Genomic DNA, 19806 nt, shown 5'->3' with positions numbered 1-19806 from the left:
TGCCACTGTCCTCCCAGCCGTGAACGCTCACGGCGCCGGACCTCAAGGACGAGGAGCGCCCATGACACCACCCACACGACGACGGCTGCTGCAGGCCGCAGGACTCGCGGGCCTCGGCGCCGCAGGCCTCTCCGCCTGCGGCTCGAACGCGTCGATCTCGGACGACCCCCACGAGCTCGTGCTCTGGTACTGGAACCGCTCGGCGAGCCCCGAGCTGCTCGAGGAGGCCGCGACCTCCATCCCCGGATCGGACGCCCACGTGCGGGCGGACGTCATCGGCACCACCTTCGACACGAAGCTGCGCACGAGCCTCGCCGGTGGCGCCTACATCCCGGACATCACGTACATCAACTCCAACAACGCCCTCTACTTCCGCAACGAGGACCAGTTCCTCGACATGGCCGAGCTCGGGGCCGACGAGGTCAAGGACGACTACTACCCCTGGAAGTGGGACCTCGGCACCACCCCGGAGGGACGCTTCTGCTTCTTCCCGCTCGACATCGGCCCCACCGGCTTCTTCTACCGCCAGGACGTCTTCGAGGAGGCCGGACTCCCCACCTCCCCGGACGAGGTCTCCGCCGCGGTCACCACCTGGGAGGACTGGATCGCGCTGGGCACCGAGCTGCTCGGCGCGACGAAGGCGAGGCTCGTCAACACCGCCCGCCACGTCTACGACCAGTTCCTCAACGCGAGCCCCGAGCGCTACCTCGACGAGAACGATGCACCGCTCTACCTCGAGGACGGCTCCGCCGTGCGCGAGGCCTGGACGACGGCCGTCGCCGCGATCGAGGCCGGGATCACCGCCGGCATCCCCGACGCCCGCGGCCCCGACCAGAACGCCGCCTGGTCCAACGGCACCACCGCCGGCCACATCAATGCCGCCTGGTGGGCGCAGATCCTCCAGGAGTCCGCCCCGGACACCGCCGGCATGTGGCGCATCGCCGAGCAGCCCGTGCGCCCCGGCAACTCCGGCGGCTCCTTCGCCGCGATCCCCCGCACCTGCAAGGACCCCGAGGCCGCCATGGCCTTCATCCGCTGGATCAACACCCCCGAGAACCAGGCCCGCGCCTACGAGGACGTCCAGCTCTTCCCCTCCTGCCCCGCCTCCTTCGACTCCCTGAGCTACTCCGGGGACTTCTTCGGCGACCAGGACCCGCTCGCCTTCTTCTCGAAGGCCGCGGAGTCCGTGCCCAGCTCCTTCATCTCCACCTGGGAGTCGCTCGTCTCCGGGAGCTTCGCCCTCGAGCTCGACAACGTCGAGTCCTCCGGCAAGGACCCCGACGCCGCATGGGACGACGCCGTCGCCGCGGCGAAGAAGGTCCTCACCAAGAGAGGAGTGCTCTCATGAGCGCCACCACGCCCATCGCCCCCTCCGCCGCCGGAGCCCGTCGCACCGACGCGGCCGTCCCCCGCAGCCACGAGAAGGGCTGGCGCGCCCTGCGCGCCCACTGGCCCCAGTACCTCGCGATCAGCCCCTTCTACGTGCTGTTCCTGATCTTCGGCCTGTTCCCGATCCTCTTCTCGATCGTCCTGTCCTTCACGAACTGGGACGGCATGGGGAAGATCGAGTTCGCCGGTCTCGCCCAGTACGCCTACCTGATCCAGGACAGCCGCTTCTGGAACGCCGTGGGGAACACCTTCATCATCTGGTTCCTCTCCACGGTGCCGATGCTCGCGCTCGCGCTCGGGATCGCCTTCCTGCTCCACCAGAACATCCGCCTGCGCGGCATCTACCGCGTCGCGTTCTTCCTCCCGAACGTCACCTCCATGGTCGCCATGGCGATCGTGTTCGGCTCGGTCTTCTCCGACTCCTTCGGCCTCGTGAACTCCGCGCTCACGGCGATCGGCGCGGACTCGATCCCGTGGCTCTCGAGCAGCTGGGGCATCAAGGTGACGATCGCCGTCATGGTGATCTGGCGCTTCACCGGCTACAACGCGATCATCTACCTCGCCGGCCTGCAGTCGATCCCCACGGACCTCTACGACGCCGCGAAGATGGACGGCGCCTCGACCTGGCAGATCTTCACCCGGGTCACCGTGCCGATGCTGCGACCGGTCATCCTCTTCACCGTCATCACCTCGACCGTGGGCGGCCTGAGCCTGTTCACGGAGCCGCAGGTGCTGCTCGGCAACGAGGGCGGCGTGGGCGAGGCCGGCATGACGATCGTGCTCTACCAGTACAACCAGGCCTTCACCCAGTTCGACTTCGGCTACGGCTCCGCGATCGCGTGGGCCCTGTTCGTCATGGCCTCGATCTTCGCGATCATCAACTGGCGCCTGCTCAGCGAGCGTGACCGCACGCCGCGCGCCGCCCGCCGCTCGAAGGGAGCGCGCTCATGACCACCGCCGACCCCACCCGCACCGCCGCGGGCCCCGCCCCCGCCGCGCGCCGCACCGCGGGCGACCGCCGCGCGATCCTCGCGGACCGCGTCGAGAAGGTGCTCACCCACGTGCTGATCCTCGTGGGCGTGCTGCTGTCCGTCTTCCCGTTCTACTGGCTCGCGGTCATGTCGACCTCGACGACCGGGGAGATCTTCGGCTACCCGCCCCGGCTGTGGCCCAGCGACTCGCTCGTGACGAACCTGCAGAACCTGTTCTCGAGCGTCGACATCCTCGGCGCCCTGCTGAACACGATCATCGTCTCGACCCTGTGCGCCGTGCTCGTGATGTTCTTCGACTCGCTCGCCGCCTTCGCGTTCGCGAAGTACGACTTCCCGGGCCGCAACGTGCTGTTCGTGCTCATGCTCGCGACGTTCCTCATCCCGGGCAGCCTCTCGCTTGTGCCGAGCTTCATGCTCATGTCCTCGATCGGCTGGGTGGGCACGCTGCAGGCGCTCATCGTGCCGGGCGCCGCGAACGCCTTCGGCATCTTCCTGCTGCGTCAGATGGCGGCGGGGTCGATCCCCCACGAGCTCGTCGAGTCCGCGCGCATCGACGGGGCCGGGTTCTTCACCACGTACTGGCGGATCGGCGTGCCGATGATGCGCGGCGGTCTCGCGTTCCTCGGGATCTTCACCTTCATCACCGCCTGGAACGACTACGTGTGGCCGCTCATCGTGCTCGTGAACCCGGGCAGGCAGACCCTGCAGACCGCCCTGCAGAACCTCAACTCCCTCTACCTCACCGACTACGGGATGGTGATGGCGGGAGCGCTCGTCAGCGTGCTCCCGCTGATCGGTGTGTTCATCATCGGATCGCGGCACTTCATCGCGAACATCGCCGCGGGTGCCCTCAAGGGCTGAGGGACCGGGGACCGGATCCCCTCACCCCGCAGAACGGCCGACGGGCCGTCCCGGACCACCGAGCGGTGGTGCGGGACGGCCCGTCGGCCGTGCGGGGCGAGGTCAGTCGGCGGCGCGCTGGCCGACGCTCGGCGTGTTCTTCTGGACCGTCATGAGGAACTCGGTGTTGGACTGGGTCTTCTTGACCCGCTCCAGGAGCAGCTCGAGCGCCTGCTGCTGCTCGAGGGAGCCGAGCACACGGCGGAGCTTCCACATGATCGCGAGCTCCTCCTTGCCCATGAGCTCCTCCTCGCGGCGGGTGCCGGAGCCGTTGACGTCCACGGCCGGGAAGATGCGCTTGTCCGCGAGGTGGCGGGACAGCCGCAGCTCCATGTTGCCGGTGCCCTTGAACTCCTCGAAAATCACCTCGTCCATCTTCGAGCCCGTCTCCACGAGCGCCGAGGCGAGGATGGTCAGCGAGCCGCCGTTCTCGATGTTGCGCGCCGCGCCGAAGAACCGCTTGGGCGGGTAGAGCGCCGAGGCGTCGACACCGCCGGAGAGGATGCGGCCCGAGGCGGGCGCCGCGAGGTTGTAGGCGCGCGACAGGCGGGTGAGGGAGTCCAGCAGCACGACGACGTCGCGGCCCATCTCCACGAGACGCTTGGCCCGTTCGATGGCGAGCTCGGCGACGATCGTGTGGTCCGAGGCGGGACGGTCGAAGGTCGAGGCGATGACCTCACCCTTGACCGTGCGCTGCATGTCGGTGACCTCCTCGGGGCGCTCGTCGACGAGCACCACCATGAGGTGGACCTCCGGGTTGTTCTGGGTGATCGCGTTCGCGATCTGCTGCATGATGATCGTCTTGCCCGCCTTCGGCGGCGCGACGATGAGGCCGCGCTGGCCCTTGCCGATCGGCGAGACGAGATCGATGATCCGCGGGGCGACGGAGGTGCCCGTGGTCTCCAGACGCAGCCGGGAGTCCGGGTAGAGCGGGGTGAGCTTGCCGAAGTCCACGCGCTGGCGGGCCCGCTCGGGGGTCATGCCGTTGATCGCGTCGACCTGGACGAGCGAGGAGTAGTTGCCCTTGCCCTGGTTGCCGCCCTTGCCGCGGCGGTTGCGGCCGCCGGAGTACTGCTGCTCGACGTGCTGCTGCTCCTCGCCGTCGCGGGGGGCCTTGACGAGACCGGTGAGCGCATCGCCCTTGCGCAGGCCGTACTTGCGCACCTGGTTGATGCTCACGTGCACGTCGCTCGGACCGGGGAGGTAGCCGGTGGTGCGCACGTAGGCGTTGTTGTCACGGATGTCGAGGATGCCGGCCACGGAGACGAGCTCCTCGCCGTCGCGCACCTGGTCGTCCTGGCGGTCGTCGCCGCGCTGACCGCCCTGGTTGCCCTGGCTTCCCTGGTTGCCGTAGCCGCCCTGGTCGTTCTGGCCGCGGCCGCGACGCTTGCGGTCGCGCGAGCGGGTGCGGCTGCGGCCGCGGGAACGGCGGTCGTCGTCGTCCTGGCCGCCGCGGTCGCGGTCGTCGGACTCGCCGGAGCGGTCCGGGAGCTCGATGTCCTCGACGCGCGCCGGGCGGTCGCCGCGCTGCTGGCCGCGGTCGCCGCGGTCCTGGCGGTCCTGACGACCGTCACGGTCCTGACGATCGTTGCGGTCGCCGCGGTCCTGACGATCGTTGCGGTCGCCGCGGTCCTGACGGTCTCCGCGGTCCTGACGGTCGCCACGGTCCTGTCGCTCACCGCGCGAGTTGGAGCGGTCGCCGCGACCGGAGGGGGCGGACTCGCCGGAGGGCGCATCGGCGGGGGCCGACGTCGACTCCGCGGACTGCGCGCCGCGGTCCTGGTTCTCACCGCCGGAGCGGCCGCCGCGGGAGCGACGACCCTCGCGGGCACCCTGCTCCTCACGACGCTCGCCGCCCTCGGGCAGGCGGATCGCGAGCTCGGGCGCCGACTGCTGGGAGGCGCCGCGCTCCTCACGGGCGGGTCGCTCCTCGCGCGGGGCGCGCTGCTCGCGCGGCGCGGACTGCGGCGCCGCGGCCTCGGTGGTCGCCGCGGGCACACGGCCCGTGCGGATGGCCTCGACGAGCTCGCCCTTGCGGAGGCGGCCGGCGCCGCGGATACCTCGCTCGGCGGCGAGAGCTCGCAGCTCGGGGAGCTTCTTCGCGGCGAGATCCGAGGATCCGCCTGCGGTGGGGGTGGTGTCGTTCACCCGATGTCCTTCCTCGTCGGACCGTCGTGCGGTCCCGTGTGGATCAGCATGGGCCGAGGCCCGGGGCTGGGGCGTGCACCGGCAGAGGGGCCGGGACTCGGCGGGCAGGTGCCTGATCAGCGGTGCGGGGCATCGGGGACCGGCCTGCGGGATGGTTCTGGGGGTGCGCCGGCGCCGGAGCGCAGGGGTGCGCGCGAAGATGCGATGCGCGAGATCCTGCGGGGCACGGGGCAGGCGGTGCAGTCAGGAAACTGAACTCTCAGTGAGCTGACGGGAGCATCGGAGACGTCGGGTACGGGGTGTGGTGCCAGCCCGCCCGCGGTCTTCGCCGCCTGGACGCGCGGTCAATCTACCACACAGCGGGCGCCGTCCTCGCGCAGCGGCACGGCCGCGATGCGCCAGGCGGCGGGCTCGGCGACCACGCGCCGCACGAGCTGCGCGACCTCCGCGCGGTCACCGCGCAGCACGAGCAGCGAGGGGCCGGCCCCGGAGATCACCGCGGGATGCCCCTCCTGGCGCAGCACCCGCAGCAGCTCGACGCTCTCCGGCATGCCGGGCGCCCGCTGCTCCTGGTGCAGACGGTCCTCGGTCGCTGTGAGCAGCAGCGACGGATCCGTGGCCAGGGCATGCACGAGCAGCGCCGCGCGCGAGGCGTTGAAGGCCGCGTCGCCGTGCGGGACCTCCTCGGGCAGCAGGCCGCGGGCCTGGTGCGTCGCGAGGGTGGTGCGGGGAAGCAGCACGAGCGGTCGCAGCGCCTCCCCGTGCAGCGCCAGGTTCACGGCGCGGGCCCGCTCCTCGCCGCGCGAGGCCTCCGTCCAGGAGAGCACCGCCCCGCCGAGCAGCGCGGGCGCGGCGTTGTCGGGATGGCCCTCGAAGGCGGTCGCGAGCTGGAGCACCGCGTCGTCGTCGAGCGCCGCGGGATCCGCGAGCAGCCCGCGGGCGAGCAGCAGGCCCGCGACCGTCGCCGCGGCGCTCGAGCCGAGGCCGCGGCCGTGCGGGATGCGGTTGCGGGTACGCAGGCGCACGCCCACCTGCGGGGCGCCCGCATGGTCGAGGCCGCGCCGCAGGGCGCGCACCACCAGGTGCTCCTCCCCCGTCGGCACGGAGCCGGCGCCCTCGCCCTCGGCGCGGACCTCCACGCCGCCCGTCGTCGCCTCGAGCTCGAGGTCGTCCACGAGATCGAGCGCCAGGCCCAGCGCGTCGAAGCCCGGCCCCAGGTTCGCGGAGGTCGCGGGGACCTGCACCCGCACGCGGGAGTGCTCGATCCTCACAGTCCCATGGCCTCCGCGGCCGCGGCGATGTCCACGGGGATGACGGTCGGCGTGAGGTCGCGGCCGCTGAGCGCGGTGTCCACGTCCTTGAGCCCGTTGCCGGTCACGGTGATGACGATCCGGGCGCCGGCGGGGACCTGGCCCTGCTCGGCCTTCTGCAGCAGCCCCGCGACGCCCGCCGCGGAGGCCGGCTCGACGAAGATCCCGACCTCGGCGGCGAGGAGGGCCTGCGCGGCGAGGATCTGCTCGTCGGTCACGGCGTCGATGCTGCCGCCGGAGTCGTCGCGCGCGGCGACGGCGAGGTCCCACGACGCGGGGGCGCCGATCCGGATCGCGGTCGCGACCGTCTCCGGGTCGAGGATCGGGCGGCCGGCGACGAACGGCGCCGCGCCCGCGGCCTGGAAGCCCCACATACGCGGCACGGAGTCCGAGATCCCCTTCTCGCGGTACTCCTGGTAGCCCATCCAGTAGGCGGAGATGTTGCCCGCGTTGCCCACCGGCAGCAGGTGGAGGTCGGGGGCACCGCCGAGCGCGTCGACGACTTCGAAGGCGGCCGTCTTCTGCCCCTGCAGGCGGTAGGGGTTCACCGAGTTCACGAGCTCGACGGGATGCTCGGCGTCGAGCTTGCGCGCGATCTCGAGGCAGTCGTCGAAGTTGCCCTGCACCTGCACGAGCTTCGCCCCGTGGACGACGGCCTGGGCGAGCTTGCCCGCGGCGATCTTGCCCTCGGGCAGCAGCACCACGCAGGTGAGCCCGGCGGCGGCCGCATAGGCCGCGGCGGAGGCGGAGGTGTTGCCCGTCGACGCGCAGACGACGGTGGTGGCCCCGTCGTTCAGCGCCTTCGACATCGCGGAGACCATGCCGCGGTCCTTGAAGGAGCCCGTCGGGTTCTGGCCCTCGACCTTGATGTGGACCTCGGCGCCCACCTTCGCCGACAGCGCGGGCGCGGCGACGAGCGGGGTCCCGCCCTCACCGAGGCTCAGCAGCGTGTCCGTGGAGGAGAAGGGCAGGTGATCGGAGTACTCGGCGAGGACGCCGCGCCACTGGTGTGCCATGCGGGTCATTCTCCTTCGATGCGCAGGACGGAGTCGATGGACAGGACGGCGGAGGTGGAGGAGAAGTCGTCGAGAGCGGCGGTCATCGCGGACTCGAGCGCCCGGTGGGAGGTGATGCCGATGTGCGCGCGGCCCGGGGCGTCCTCGTCGGCCTCGATGAGCTCCTGGTGGATCGTGGAGATCGAGATGCCGTGACGGGAGAGGGTGCCGGCGATCTCGGCGAGCACGCCGGGCCGGTCCTGCACCGTGAGGGAGACGTAGAAGGCGCTGCGCAGTTCGTCGATCGAGGCGACCGGGAGGTCCGCGTAGTTCGACTCGCGGGGCCCCACTCCCCCGGAGACCCGGTGGCGGGCGGCGGAGACGACGTCGCCCATGACCGCGGAGGCCGTGGGCGCACCGCCCGCGCCCTGGCCGTAGAACATGAGGGAGCCGGCGGCCTCCGCCTCGACGAAGACCGCGTTGTACGCCTCGGCGACGGAGGCGAGGGGGTGGGAGTCCGGGATGAGGGCGGGGTAGACGCGGGCGGAGACCCGCTCCTCGGTGCCGTCCTCGATGCGCTCGACGATCGAGAGCAGCTTGATGGTGCGGCCCATGCGGGCGGCCGCGGCGATGTCCTGGGCGGAGACCGCGGTGATGCCCTCGCAGTGCACGTCGCCGATGCCGACGCGCGTGTGGAAGGCGAGGGAGGCGAGGATCGAGGCCTTCGCGGCGGCGTCGTGGCCCTCGACGTCGGCCGTCGGATCCGCCTCGGCGTAGCCGAGCTCCTGGGCGGAGGCGAGCGCGTCGTCGAAGCCCGCGCCGGTGCTCGCCATCGCGTCGAGGATGTAGTTCGTGGTGCCGTTGACGATGCCGAGCACGCGCTGGACGCGGTCGCCCGCGAGGGACTCGCGCACCGGGCGGACGATCGGGATCGCCCCGGCGACGGCGGCCTCGAAGTAGATGTCCACCCCGTGCTCGTCCGCCGCCTCGTAGAGGGAGGCGGCGTCCTGGGCGAGCAGCGCCTTGTTCGCGGTCACGACGCTCGCGCCGTGCGCCATCGCCTCGAGCAGCAGCCCGCGGGCGGGCTCGATGCCGCCCATCACCTCGATGACCAGATCGGCCTCGCGCACGAGCGCGCTCGGCTCCGTGGTGAGCAGGGCGGCGTCCACGTGCGGGCCGCGGTCGCGCTCGGCGTCCCGCACGGCGACGCCGATCAGCTCGAGGCGGGCGCCGATGCGCTGGGCGAGGTCCTCGCCCTGCTGCGTGATCAGGCGGATGACCTCGGTCCCGACGGTCCCGGCACCGAGCACGGCGACGCGCAGGGCAGGGAGCTGATCGGAGGGCGAGGGGGTCGTGGAGACCATGGGGTGAAGTCCTTCCGCGGGGTCCAGGGGCGGCCTGGGAGGCACACGGCACTGTATCCGAGCAGGTGCCGGGCGGATGTCCGGGGATGAACGCATGAGACGCGCTCCCCGGACGCACGCCGCCTCAGCCGATGTCGAGGGCGAGGAGGTCGTCCTCCGTCTCCCGGCGCACGAGGGTGCGCAGCTCGCCGTCCTTGACCGCGACCACCGGGGGGCGCGGCACGTGGTTGTAGTTCGACGCGAGGGAGTAGCAGTAGGCGCCGGTCACGGGCACCGAGACGAGGTCCCCGCGATGGACGTCCGCCGGCATGTACTCGTCCTTGACGACGATGTCCCCGCTCTCGCAGTGCTTGCCGACCACGCGCACCACCTCCGGCCGCTCCCCCGAGACGCGGGAGGCGAGCAGGCACGAGTAGTCCGCGTCGTAGAGCGCGGTGCGGATGTTGTCGCTCATCCCGCCGTCGACGGAGACGTAGACGCGGTGGTGCGGGCCGCCGAGGCTCACGTCCTTCACGGTGCCCACGCCGTAGAGGGTCTGCGTGGAGGGGCCGGCGATCGCGCGCCCCGGCTCGAAGGACACGTGCGGCACGTCGAGCTCGAGCTCGTGGCACTGCTTCTCGACGATGCCCGCGATGCCCGCGGCGAGCGCCTCGGGCGTCGAGGGGGTGTGCTGGGTGTTGTACATGACGCCGAAGCCGCCGCCGAGGTCGAGCTGGGTGATCGTGTGCCCGAGCTCGTCGCGCACCTGCGCGACGAGGTCCAGCACGCGCCGCGCCGCGACCTCGAAGCCGCCCGTGTCGAAGATCTGGGAGCCGATGTGCGAGTGCAGGCCCACGAGCTCGAGGTGCTCCGCCGCGAGCACGTCGCGCACGCCCTCGAAGGCCCGGCCGCCGCTGAGGGAGAGGCCGAACTTCTGGTCCTCGTGCGCGGTCGCGATGAACTCGTGGGTGTGCGCCTCGACGCCTGTGGTCACGCGGAGCATGACGGCGGTCGTGGCCCCCGCCTCGGCGGAGAGCGCGTCGATGCGGTCGATCTCGTCGAGCGAGTCGGCGACGATGCGGCCCACCCCGGCCTCGATCGCTCGGCGCAGCTCGGCGTCGGACTTGTTGTTGCCGTGCAGGGCGATCCGCTCGGCGGGGAAGCCCGCGCGCAGCGCCACGGCGAGCTCGCCGCCGGTGCAGACGTCCAGGCCGAGGCCGTCCTCCTGCACCCAGCGGGCGACGGCGCCGCACAGGAACGCCTTGCCCGCGTAGTAGACCTGGGCGCCGGCGTGGGGGCGGAACGCCTCCGCGAAGGCGTCGCGGAAGCCGCGGGCGCGCTCGCGGAAGTCGTCCTCGTCCAGGACGAAGGCGGGGGTGCCCACCTCCTCGGCGATCCGGGTGACGCTCACGCCGCCCACCTCGAGGGCGCCGTCGGCCCCGCGCACGGTGGTGCGCGACCACAGCCCGGGGATCAGCGCGTTGACGTCGGTGGGGAACGGGAGCCAGGTGGGGGCGGCGTCGTTGCCGTGGAGGGCTCCGGCTTCGTGGGCGCGCATGGGCTGCTCCTTGATGTCTGCGGGGGCGGGGTCACCGGGGGCGACGCCACGACCCTAGACGGCGGCGTCGCCGGCGCGCCCCGACCGTCCGGCCGACGGTCCGCCCCGACTGCTCCCGGCCCCGCAGAGCCCCGCGCATCGCCGCCCGTCCGCGCAGGTCATGACGTTGTCGGCGCGCTCCCGGCGCCACGCTCCCGCGGTCCGCGTGAGGCATCGCACTTGATAGCGTGGCCCCGTACGCACCGGCCCGACACGGAGGAGCTCCCATGCCCGATCCCCAGACCGGCCCCGAGGACGATCGGCGACCGGAGGCGGGCCACGAGCTCGTCGTCGTCGCCAACCGCCTCCCCGTCGACTCCCGGACCCTCCCCGACGGCGCGACCGAGTGGGTGACCAGCCCCGGCGGCCTCGTCACGGCGATGGAGTCGGTCATGCGCACGGTGGACTCGGGCGCCTGGGTGGGCTGGGCCGGCGGCACGGGCGAGGCCCCCTCCCCCTTCGTCGCGGACGGCATGCACCTGTACCCCGTCCCGCTCGACGGCCACGAGGTCGAGCGTTACTACGAGGGCTTCTCCAACGCGACCCTGTGGCCGCTGTACCACGACGTCATCGTCGACCCCGAGTTCCACCGCACCTGGTGGGACGACTACCAGAGCGTGAACCGCCGCTTCGCCCGCGCGGCCGCGGAGGTCGCCGCCCCGGGCGGCATCGTCTGGGTGCACGACTACCAGCTGCAGCTCGTGCCGGCGCTGATCCGCGAGACCCGGCCCGACGCGCGCATCGGGTTCTTCAACCACATCCCCTTCCCCCCGGTCGAGCTGTTCAGCCAGCTCCCCAAGCGCAACCAGATCCTGCGCGGGCTGCTCGGCGCGGACGTCCTCGGCTTCCAGCGCGAGGGGGACACGCTGAACTTCGTGGCCGCCGTGCGCAAGCTCCTCGGCTACCACACCGACGGCCAGACCATCACCGTGCCGGGCCTGGGCACGGCCCCCTCCCGCGAGGTCCAGGCGCGCACCTTCCCGATCTCGATCGACTCGCAGTCGGTCTCCGACCTCACCGAGGACCCGGACATCCAGGAGCGCGCCCGCCAGCTGCGCGCGGACATGGGCGACCCCGCCAAGATCGTCCTCGGCGTGGACCGCCTGGACTACACCAAGGGCATCCGGCACCGGCTGAAGGCCTGGGGCGAGCTCCTCGCCGACGGCGCGATCGACCCCCGCGACGCCGTCATGATCCAGGTCGCGACGCCGTCCCGCGAGCGGGTGGACGCGTACCGGCAGCTGCGCGACGAGGTCGAGCTGACCGTCGGGCGCATCAACGGCGACCATGCGCCGATCGGCCGGCCCGCGATCTCCTACCAGCACCGCTCCTTCGACCGCCGCGACATGACCGCCCTCTACATGGCGGCCGACGTCGTCCTCGTGACCGCCCTGCGCGACGGGATGAACCTCGTGGCGAAGGAGTACGTCGCCTCGCGCCCCGACGAGCAGGGCGTGCTCGTGCTCTCCGAGTTCGCGGGCGCCGCGGACGAGCTGCGGGCGGCGCTGCGCGTGAACCCCCACGACATCGACGAACTGAAGTCCTCGATCCTGCGAGCCCTCGCCATGGGCGAGGACGAGCAGCGCGAGGCGATGACCTCCCTGCGCCGCCAGGTCATGGACCACGACGTGCAGGCCTGGGCCCACGCCTTCCTCGACGAGCTCGAGAGCGTGGGCCGGGACGAGATCACCACCCGCCGGATCCGGCTCACCGGGGAGACGCCCACCCCCGAGGCCGAGCTCGAGGCGAGACTGCGGACCTTCGCGGAGGTCCCCCGCATCCTCGTCGCGAGCGACTTCGACGGCGTCCTCGCGCCGATCGTCGCCGAGCGGGACGCCGTGCAGGCCGATCCTGAGGCGATCGGCGCCCTCCGCGAGCTCTCGGAGATGCCGGGCGTCTCGGTGGCGCTCGTCTCCGGCCGCTCGCTGACGAACCTCGACCACCACACGCGCATGCCGAGCTCGGTCGTGCTCGTGGGCTCGCACGGCGCGGAGGTCGGTGCCCTGCCGCCGTGGATGCACGCGGAGGTCCTGGACTCCTTCGCGCTGACCATGTCGCCGCAGAAGGAACAGCTGCTCGAGTCGATCACCCGCACCCTGCACCGGATCGCGAGCGCGAACCCGGGCGCGGAGGTGGAGACGAAGCCCGCCGCGGCCGTGCTGCACACCCGCCGCGCCCGGGGCCGCGGCGCCGGGAACGCGACCGAGGCGGCGCTCGAGTACGCCCTGAGCCTCCCGGACGTCACGGTGACCCCCGGCAAGGAGGTCGTCGAGTTCTCCGTCGTGGACGCGAACAAGGGCGTGGCGATCGAGGCCCTCGCCCGCGCGAGCGCCGCCGACGCCTGGCTCTACCTGGGCGACGACGTCACCGACGAGACGGTCTTCGACCAGCTCGGCGACGACGACCTCGGCATCAAGGTGGGGCCGGGCGACACGGGCGCCGGGCTGCGCGTGGAGGGCACCGCGCAGGTGCGCGAGCTGCTCACCCACCTCGCCGCGCTGCGCCGCGCCCGCGGCTGAGCGGGCCGGCTCAGCCCAGGAGCCGTGCGGGTCGTCGACCGCGGACGCTGCTGAGCAGGGCGATCCCCTCCGCCGCGCACAGATCCGCCTCGGTGAGGGGACGCTCGCGGATCTCCCCCGCCTCGAGGGCGAGCCGCCTCCCCACCCCGGGGAGGCAGCCGTCCTCGAGCGGCGGGGTCCACCAGGACCCGTCGATGCGGGCGATCAGCGTCGCGATCGTGGACTCGGTGACCCGCCCGTCCCGCCCGCGCAGGAGCACGTCCTGCACCGCCGGTGATCGCCGGCGAGCCCGCTCGAGCGCCCGCTCCAGATGCGCCCGGTCGGTGCTCTTGTGCCGGAGCGCCGGGGAGTCCGGGTCCTGGAGCTCGTCGTCGAGCGCGAGCAGCACCGGGGCTTCGGACGGTGCGGGCAGCGGGCGCTCGGTGAGCGTGGCCGCCCCGTCGAGGCCGAGCGCGAGCCGGAGCACGGACCCCGGCTCCCCCGCCGTGCGCGCGCGGTCCCGCAGCAGGTCCGCGAGGGCGGGCCGGTCGCAGGGGATCATGAGCTCCGCCGCGGAGGACTCCAGCCGGTCCAGGTGCGCCTCGAGGTCCTGGGGCCGTCCCCCGCGCGCCGCGAGGGTCTCCAGGAGCGCGAAGCCCGCGGGATCCGGCGCCGCACCCCCGTCGGCGACCGGCACGACGGGAGCGGACGTCGTCCCGGGACGGGGCCGGTTCGCCGGACGCGGCGCGATCGCCTGGAGCACCCGGGCCTTCACCTGCAGCTCCTCCCATTCCGCGGCCGCCTCCGAGGCCCACGTGATCCCGCTGCCCACACCGTAGGTCGCGGCGCCGTCGGCCCGGTCCACGACGATCGTGCGGATCGCGACGGAGAAGGAGCTGCTCGCCGGCCGCCGACCATCCGGGGTGTCGCGCGCCGGCGCCATCCAGCCGACCGCGCCGCAGTAGGCGCCGCGCGGGCCGTCCTCGAGCCGGGCGAGCAGCGCCGTCGTCGAGGCCTTCGGCGCGCCCGTGATCGAGCCGCACGGGAACAGCGCCGTCATGGCCTCGGCGAGCCCGGTCCCGGCGGCGGCGCGGGCCGTGACGGTGCTCGTCATCTGCCACAGCGTGGGATAGGGCTCGGCGTCCAGCAGCGCGGGCACCGCGATTGTGCCGGGCTCGGCGCAGCGGGCCAGGTCGTTGCGCAGCAGGTCGACGATCATGATGTTCTCCGCCCGCTCCTTGGGGCTGCGCAGCAGGTGGGCGCGGGCAGCGGCATCCGCGGCGGGGCCGCTCCCCCGGGGCGCCGTGCCCTTCATCGGCCGGGTCGTGAGCCGGTCCCCCTCACGCCGCACGAACAGCTCGGGACTGGCCCCGAGCACGACATGGCTCCCCAGGTCCAGGTAGGCGCCGTGGCGCGTGCTCTGGCGGTCCAGGAGATCGCGGTGGCAGGCGAGCAGGTCCCCCTCGATCCGGCCGTCGAGCCGGGTCGTGAGGTTCGCCTGGTAGGTGGTGCCCTCGGCGATCGCCTCGCGCACGGCGCCGACGGCCCGGGCGTGCTCGGCCGCGCTCCACCGCGGCGTCCACGGCCCGGTGCGGTAGTCACCGTGCGGGCGGGGAGCGCGGGCCACGTCCTGCTGATCAGGGGCGTCGGCGATGACGAACCACACGAGCGGCAGCGGGGCCTGGCCGGGCGCGACCGTCAGCGCCGGGTCCAGCCCGGGCGCGGCCTCGTAGGCGATCATGCCGGCCGCCCAGGCCCCGGCGTCGACCCGCGCCTGGACGGCGCGGAGGGCGGGGAGCACCTGGTCCGGGGTGCGGGCGACGATCTCCTCCCTCACCCGGCTCAGCTGCAGCACCTCCCCGGTCCCCGGGTCCTCGAAGCGGGCACGAGGTGCGGCGGGGTGCACGGGGCCTCCAGGGTGCGGTCACGGGGGCGCCGGGGAGGGGCGCCGCGCCCACCCTAGAGCAGGTCCCGGAGGAGGGATCCTCCGCGACGGGGTCCCGCCTGCCCCCTGAGGAGACGTCCACCTCCGCGAGGACGGGGGTGATCGCGTCGACGCGGACCGTCCCCGGGCGGTCGCCGCCGCCCGACCGGTCCGTCGGTGGGGGCGGGCGCCCGGGGACCAGAGGACCCCGCCCCCCGGCCACGAGGGCCGGCGGACGGGGTCAGGGGTGCCCGCGACAGGATTCGAACCTACGACCTTCTGCTCCGGAGGCAGACGCTCTATCCACTGAGCTACGCGGGCCGACTCCGGCATCCTAGCAAGCCGTGCGGCCCGAGCGGACCGTGCACGCCCCGCAGGGGCGTGGGAGTGAGGCAGGCCTCATCGCAGGAGCGGCAGCTGGGCCCCGTGGAGGACGGCGGAGGGGTCGGCGGGGATGCCGAGACCGCTCGGCTCGGCACCGGAGCGCACGAGCAGATCGCCGATCGCGGCGATCATCGCGCCGTTGTCGGTGCACAGGCGGATCGGTGGGATCCGCAGGGTGATGCCGAGGGACTCGCAGCGCTGCCGCGCGGTCTCGCGCAGCCGGGCGTTCGCGGCGACGCCGCCCACGATGACGAGCGTGTCCAGGCCCCGGTCGCGCACGGCGCGCACGGCCTTCGTGACGAGCACGTCGACGACGGCCTGCTCGAAGCTCGCGGCCACGTCGGCCACGGGCACGGCCTCGCCGGCGCGCTCGATGGTCTCGACGGTGCGGGCGACGGCGGTCTTGAGCCCGGAGAAGGAGAAGGTGTAGGGCGCATCGCCCTGGCGCAGCATGGCGCGCGGGAAGGAGAAGGCGGTGGGGTCGCCGCCCGCCGCGGCGCGGGAGATCGCGGGGCCGCCGGGGTAGCCGAGGCCCAGGAGGCGGGAGACCTTGTCGAAGGCCTCGCCGGCCGCGTCGTCGAGGGTGTCGCCGAGGTGCTCGATGGGATCGCGCACGAGGTCGCCCACGGCGAGGATCGAGGTGTGCCCGCCGGAGACGATGAGCACGATCGAGCGCTCCGGCAGGGGGCCGTGCTCGAGGGTGTCCGCCGCGGCGTGGCCGGCGAGGTGGTGCACCCCGTAGAGCGGGACGTCGAGCGACCAGGCGACCGACTTCGCGGCGGCGAGGCCCACGTGGACGGCCGTCGCGAGGCCCGGACCGGAGGTGGCGGCGACGTGCGTGATGTCGCCGAGCTCGACGCCGGCGTCGGCGAGGGCGAGCCGGAGCGTCGGCACCGCGGCGTCCAGGTGGGCGCGGGCGGCGATCTCGGGGACCACGCCGCCGAAGCCGGCGTGCTGGGCCGCGCTCGAGGCGAGGCCCTGGCCCAGCAGGACCCCCTCGGAGACGATCCCGAAGCCGGTCTCGTCGCACGAGGACTCGACGCCGAGGACGACGGGGGTGCGCGTCACTTCAGCAGCGCCATCGGGTCGGAGTAGGTGCCGGACTCGTCCATCTTCGCGAAGTGGAGGTGGCAGCCGGTGGAGCGGCCGGTGGAGCCGACGTAGCCGATGACGTCGCCCTGCTCGACCTTCGCGCCGACCTCGGTGTTGAAGCCCTGCAGGTGGTAGTAGCCGGTGACGACGCCGTCGCCGTGATCGATCTTCACCCGGTTGCCGGAGGCGGAGTTGTGCTCGACGGCGACGACGGTGCCCGCCGCGGAGGCGTGGACCGGGGTGCCGCACGCGGATCCGAAGTCGACGCCGTCGTGGCCCTTGCCGTAGCCGAGCACGGGGTGGATGCGGTAGCCGTAGCCGGAGGTGATGGGGCCGCTCACGGGGCGGATGAAGCCCTCGGCGCTCGCGGTGAGCTCCTCACCGGTGGACTCGTCGACGATCTCCGGGGCCGGGGCCTCGACCTCGATGCCCGTCGAGGCGGTCGCCGGGTCCACGGCGGCCGCGTCGTCGGCGACGTCCGCGCTGTCCGTGGAGGTGCGCTCCTGGCTGCGGTCCGCGGCGGCGCCGCCGCGGGTCGCGGTCGCGGAGGCGACGTCGGCGACGGGCAGCGCGACGGGGGCGGTGGCGGACTCCGCGAGGGCGGGGACGGCGTCCGAGGCCGGGGTCGCGACCTCGGCGACGGCCCGGGACTCGTCCACCCCGGCGGCGGCAGCGGCGAGAGGGGCGGCGATGGTCGCCGTGGCGAGCGCTCCGAGCACCCCGACCTTGACGACTCCGGCGGTCAGCGTGGAGTCGCGGTGGGTGCCGCCGGTGACCCGGCTCTTGCGGACGTTCGCCCGCCCGGTGGCGCGATGATTCGCCAAGAGATCAGCCTGCTTCCTACGTCAGTTCTGGGCATCGGTCCGAGATCGACGCCGGACTGGGGGAAGGAGCGTCTCCGAACAACGCGTACCAACCTAGGGGCCCGCGCTGAGAGGTTCGAGCCAGGGCCAGCGGCCTTTGCCGACTTTTTGCGGTCTTGGGGAAAAGGGGGAAGGGCTCTTGACGTGCCGCCGTCGGAGCCGACCCTCCCGATACCCGGACGCCACCCCGCGGCCCCCCGACCCCCAGACCGCGCCCCGGACCGCGGTCTACAGTGACGCCATGCCGACCCCGGAACTCCCTGCCCCCAGCAGCTCCTCGGCCCCCGGCGCGGACCCCGTGCGCGTGGTGGTCGTCGAGGACGAGCCGACGATCACGCGGGCGATCGCGGACCGCCTCACCGCGGAGGGCTGGGAGGTGACGACCGCGCCGGACGGCCCCTCGGGGGTGCGCACGGTGCTCGAGGTCCACCCCGATCTCGTGGTCCTCGACGTCATGCTCCCCGGCTTCGACGGGCTCGAGGTGTGCCGCCGGATCCAGGCCGCGGACCCGGTCCCCGTCCTCATGCTCACCGCCCGGGACGACGAGACCGACATGCTCGTGGGGCTCGGCGTCGGCGCCGACGACTACATGACCAAGCCGTTCTCGATGCGCGAGCTCGTCGCCCGGCTCAAGGCCCTTCTGCGCCGGGTGCGCCGCGCGCCCGCGCCGGCCCCCGCGGGCGGCGCACCCGCCGAGCCGCAGCTCGCCCTCCAGATCGGCGACCTCGTCATCGACCGGGCCGGGCGCCGCGTCATGCGCGCCGGGGTCCCGGCGCACCTCACCCCCACGGAGTTCGACCTGCTGCTGTGCCTCGCGACGGCCCCCGGGACCGTGCTCACGCGCGAGCAGCTCCTCGCCGACGTCTGGGACTGGGTCGACGCGACGGGCACCCGCACCGTCGACTCCCACGTCAAGGCGCTGCGCCGCAAGCTCGGCGCGGACCTCGTGCGCACGGTGCACGGCGTGGGCTACGCGCTCGAGGCCCCGGAGGACGCCGACGGCGGCGAGGGCGGCGGGAGCGGCCTCCCCGCCGACGCGGGCACCGGCACGGGCATCCCCGACCTCGAGCAGCCCCGGGATCCCTCCGGACCCTCCACCGCACCGTGATCCCGGCCGAGCGCCGGGCCGCCGCCCTGCACCGCGTCGAGGAGCGCTTCGACGTGCGTCCCCTGGACCGTGTGAGCTCCTTCAAGGTCAAGCTCGGCGTGCTCGTGGCGGTCGTCGTCACGGTCGCCTCGCTGCTCGCCTGGGCCGGCTTCTACGCGGGCCTGCAGCCGCTGCTGACGATCCCGATCGTCGTGGTCCTCGCGCTCGTCGTCACGCAGCTGCTCGCCCGCGGCATGACCTCGCCGCTGCGGGAGATGACCCGTGCCGCGGTGGCCATGTCCCGCGGCGACTACTCCCAGCGGATCCGTGCGAGCAGCCGCGACGAGGTGGGGGAGCTCGCGGCGGCCTTCTCGACGATGGCCGCCGAGCTCGAGCACACCGATCAGCTGCGGCGCGACCTCGTCGCCAACGTGTCCCACGAGCTGCGCACCCCGGTCGCGGGGCTGCGGGCCCAGCTCGAGAACCTCGTGGACGGCGTGACCGAGCCCGATCCGGCCGCGCTCGAGGTCGCCCTCGCGGAGACCGAGCGGCTCTCCCTCCTCGTGGACCATCTGCTGGACCTCTCCCGCCTGGACGCCGGGGTGGTCGAGCTGGACCTCGAGAGAGTCGAGCTCACCCCCTTCCTCCACGAGGTCGCGGACGCGGCCGATCTCGCCGCCGGCCAGCGGGACGTCCGCTGGATCGTCGAGGTCGAGCCTCCGGACCTCGCCGTCACGGCCGACGCCGCGCGCCTGCACCAGGTCATCCACAACCTGCTCGACAACGCGGCCCGCCACTCCCCCGCGCGCGGGCGGATCCGGATCATGGCGCGCGGCGACGCGGCGCGCGGCACCGTGAGCATCGACGTGCACGACGAGGGGCCCGGGATCGCCCGCGAGGACCGCTCTCGCGTCTTCGAGCGCTTCCAGCGCGGCGGTGCACCGGACTCCTCGGGCGGCACCGGGCTGGGGCTCGCGATCGCCCGCTGGGCCGTGGGGCTGCACGGCGGCAGCATCGAGGTCCTCGACGACCCCCGCGCCGAGCAGGCGCGCTCGGGGCGCTCCTCCCTCATCCGGGTGACGCTCCCGCAGGAGCCGTCGCCCCTCCGCTGAGGCCTCCCGGAGGAGCCCCGCGCGGGCCGCGGGAGCCCTCCGACCGCCCGGCGCGGGGTGACCTCCCCCACCCGGGCGGCCCGGTGTGTGAAGGACCTGCGCACAAGCGACGTCGGTGCTCCCCGCCTCCGTTAGGGTGGTGCCATCCGCATCACCCGACCGTGAGAAGGCT

Annotated in this window: 14 protein-coding genes and 1 tRNA gene; 6 read left to right on the top strand and 9 right to left on the bottom strand. The window is 73.4% G+C overall.

The window, feature by feature from the left end; genetic code table 11:
- Positions 1-61 precede the first annotated feature (61 nt).
- From ACYVAP_RS06390 to ACYVAP_RS06380, 3 genes are read left to right on the top strand one after another with little or no spacing between them, the layout of a single operon-like run.
- The gene (locus tag ACYVAP_RS06390) at positions 62-1348 is read left to right on the top strand and encodes an ABC transporter substrate-binding protein (RefSeq protein ID WP_498860017.1); all 1287 of its coding nucleotides are present in this window, start codon (positions 62-64) and stop codon (positions 1346-1348) included.
- Entirely contained in the window at positions 1345-2340 is a 996-nt protein-coding gene (locus ACYVAP_RS06385) for a carbohydrate ABC transporter permease (protein WP_498860016.1), read from the top strand. Before ACYVAP_RS06390 ends, ACYVAP_RS06385 begins: the two co-directional genes overlap by 4 nt.
- A complete protein-coding gene (locus tag ACYVAP_RS06380) occupies positions 2337-3242 on the top strand; it encodes a carbohydrate ABC transporter permease (RefSeq protein ID WP_137770477.1) in 906 nt (301 codons plus the stop codon). Before ACYVAP_RS06385 ends, ACYVAP_RS06380 begins: the two co-directional genes overlap by 4 nt.
- Positions 3243-3344: 102 nt before the next feature.
- Here the strand turns inward: ACYVAP_RS06380 and rho are convergent, their stop codons facing one another.
- The 5 genes from rho to lysA all read right to left on the bottom strand — a co-directional run bounded on the left by rho (position 3345) and on the right by lysA (position 10635).
- A complete protein-coding gene (gene rho, locus ACYVAP_RS06375) occupies positions 3345-5429 on the bottom strand; it encodes a transcription termination factor Rho (RefSeq protein ID WP_264451296.1) in 2085 nt (694 codons plus the stop codon).
- A gap of 344 nt (positions 5430-5773) precedes the next feature.
- Positions 5774-6700, bottom strand: coding sequence for a homoserine kinase (gene thrB, locus ACYVAP_RS06370; RefSeq protein WP_264451297.1), 927 nt, complete (start codon positions 6698-6700; stop codon positions 5774-5776).
- The gene (gene thrC, locus ACYVAP_RS06365; protein ID WP_498860015.1) at positions 6697-7755 is read right to left on the bottom strand and encodes a threonine synthase; all 1059 of its coding nucleotides are present in this window, start codon (positions 7753-7755) and stop codon (positions 6697-6699) included. Before thrC ends, thrB begins: the two co-directional genes overlap by 4 nt.
- 5 nt (positions 7756-7760) lie before the next feature.
- Complete coding sequence (locus ACYVAP_RS06360) at positions 7761-9098, bottom strand: homoserine dehydrogenase (RefSeq protein WP_498860014.1); 1338 nt, start codon at positions 9096-9098, stop codon at positions 7761-7763.
- A 124-nt stretch (positions 9099-9222) separates the two neighbouring features.
- Positions 9223-10635: a diaminopimelate decarboxylase family protein gene (gene lysA / locus ACYVAP_RS06355; RefSeq protein ID WP_498860013.1), complete on the bottom strand. Its 1413-nt coding sequence runs from the start codon at positions 10633-10635 to the stop codon at positions 9223-9225.
- Positions 10636-10901: 266 nt separating this feature from the next.
- Between lysA and ACYVAP_RS06350 the strand changes: the two genes are divergently transcribed.
- The gene (locus ACYVAP_RS06350) at positions 10902-13193 is read left to right on the top strand and encodes a bifunctional alpha,alpha-trehalose-phosphate synthase (UDP-forming)/trehalose-phosphatase (RefSeq protein ID WP_498860012.1); all 2292 of its coding nucleotides are present in this window, start codon (positions 10902-10904) and stop codon (positions 13191-13193) included.
- Between the two features lie 10 nt (positions 13194-13203).
- On the opposite strand, the gene ACYVAP_RS06345 is transcribed toward ACYVAP_RS06350, so the two are convergent.
- The 4 genes from ACYVAP_RS06345 to ACYVAP_RS06330 all read right to left on the bottom strand — a co-directional run bounded on the left by ACYVAP_RS06345 (position 13204) and on the right by ACYVAP_RS06330 (position 17396).
- Positions 13204-15078: a bifunctional chorismate-binding protein/class IV aminotransferase gene (locus ACYVAP_RS06345; protein ID WP_498860011.1), complete on the bottom strand. Its 1875-nt coding sequence runs from the start codon at positions 15076-15078 to the stop codon at positions 13204-13206.
- A gap of 266 nt (positions 15079-15344) precedes the next feature.
- Positions 15345-15417: transfer RNA gene (locus ACYVAP_RS06340), tRNA-Arg, on the bottom strand.
- A 78-nt stretch (positions 15418-15495) separates the two neighbouring features.
- Positions 15496-16548, bottom strand: coding sequence for a tRNA (adenosine(37)-N6)-threonylcarbamoyltransferase complex transferase subunit TsaD (tsaD, locus tag ACYVAP_RS06335; protein ID WP_498860010.1), 1053 nt, complete (start codon positions 16546-16548; stop codon positions 15496-15498).
- Positions 16545-17396 carry a M23 family metallopeptidase gene (locus tag ACYVAP_RS06330; RefSeq protein WP_498860009.1) on the bottom strand — a complete coding sequence of 284 codons (852 nt, stop codon included), beginning with the start codon at positions 17394-17396 and terminating at the stop codon, positions 16545-16547. The genes tsaD and ACYVAP_RS06330 overlap by 4 nt, the downstream gene beginning before the upstream one ends.
- Positions 17397-17676: 280 nt before the next feature.
- Here ACYVAP_RS06330 and ACYVAP_RS06325 point away from each other — a divergent pair, with 280 nt between their 5' ends.
- Both ACYVAP_RS06325 and ACYVAP_RS06320 read left to right on the top strand, forming a co-directional pair.
- Complete coding sequence (locus ACYVAP_RS06325; protein WP_498860008.1) at positions 17677-18543, top strand: response regulator transcription factor; 867 nt, start codon at positions 17677-17679, stop codon at positions 18541-18543.
- Positions 18540-19634 carry a HAMP domain-containing sensor histidine kinase gene (locus tag ACYVAP_RS06320; RefSeq protein ID WP_498860007.1) on the top strand — a complete coding sequence of 365 codons (1095 nt, stop codon included), beginning with the start codon at positions 18540-18542 and terminating at the stop codon, positions 19632-19634. Before ACYVAP_RS06325 ends, ACYVAP_RS06320 begins: the two co-directional genes overlap by 4 nt.
- Positions 19635-19806: the final 172 nt, after the last annotated feature.

The organism is Brachybacterium horti (genome assembly GCF_054777615.1).
Note: the sequence above shows the minus strand (reverse complement) of the source record. Positions and strands in the feature narration are given on the sequence as shown.

Coding starts and splice junctions, on each gene's coding strand:
- ACYVAP_RS06390 (WP_498860017.1), top strand. CDS start 62: ATGACACCACCCACACGACGACGGCTGCTGCAGGCCGCAGGACTCGCG.
- ACYVAP_RS06385 (WP_498860016.1), top strand. CDS start 1,345: ATGAGCGCCACCACGCCCATCGCCCCCTCCGCCGCCGGAGCCCGTCGC.
- ACYVAP_RS06380 (WP_137770477.1), top strand. CDS start 2,337: ATGACCACCGCCGACCCCACCCGCACCGCCGCGGGCCCCGCCCCCGCC.
- thrC (WP_498860015.1), bottom strand. CDS start 7,755: ATGGCACACCAGTGGCGCGGCGTCCTCGCCGAGTACTCCGATCACCTG.
- ACYVAP_RS06360 (WP_498860014.1), bottom strand. CDS start 9,098: ATGGTCTCCACGACCCCCTCGCCCTCCGATCAGCTCCCTGCCCTGCGC.
- lysA (WP_498860013.1), bottom strand. CDS start 10,635: ATGCGCGCCCACGAAGCCGGAGCCCTCCACGGCAACGACGCCGCCCCC.
- ACYVAP_RS06350 (WP_498860012.1), top strand. CDS start 10,902: ATGCCCGATCCCCAGACCGGCCCCGAGGACGATCGGCGACCGGAGGCG.
- ACYVAP_RS06325 (WP_498860008.1), top strand. CDS start 17,677: ATGCCGACCCCGGAACTCCCTGCCCCCAGCAGCTCCTCGGCCCCCGGC.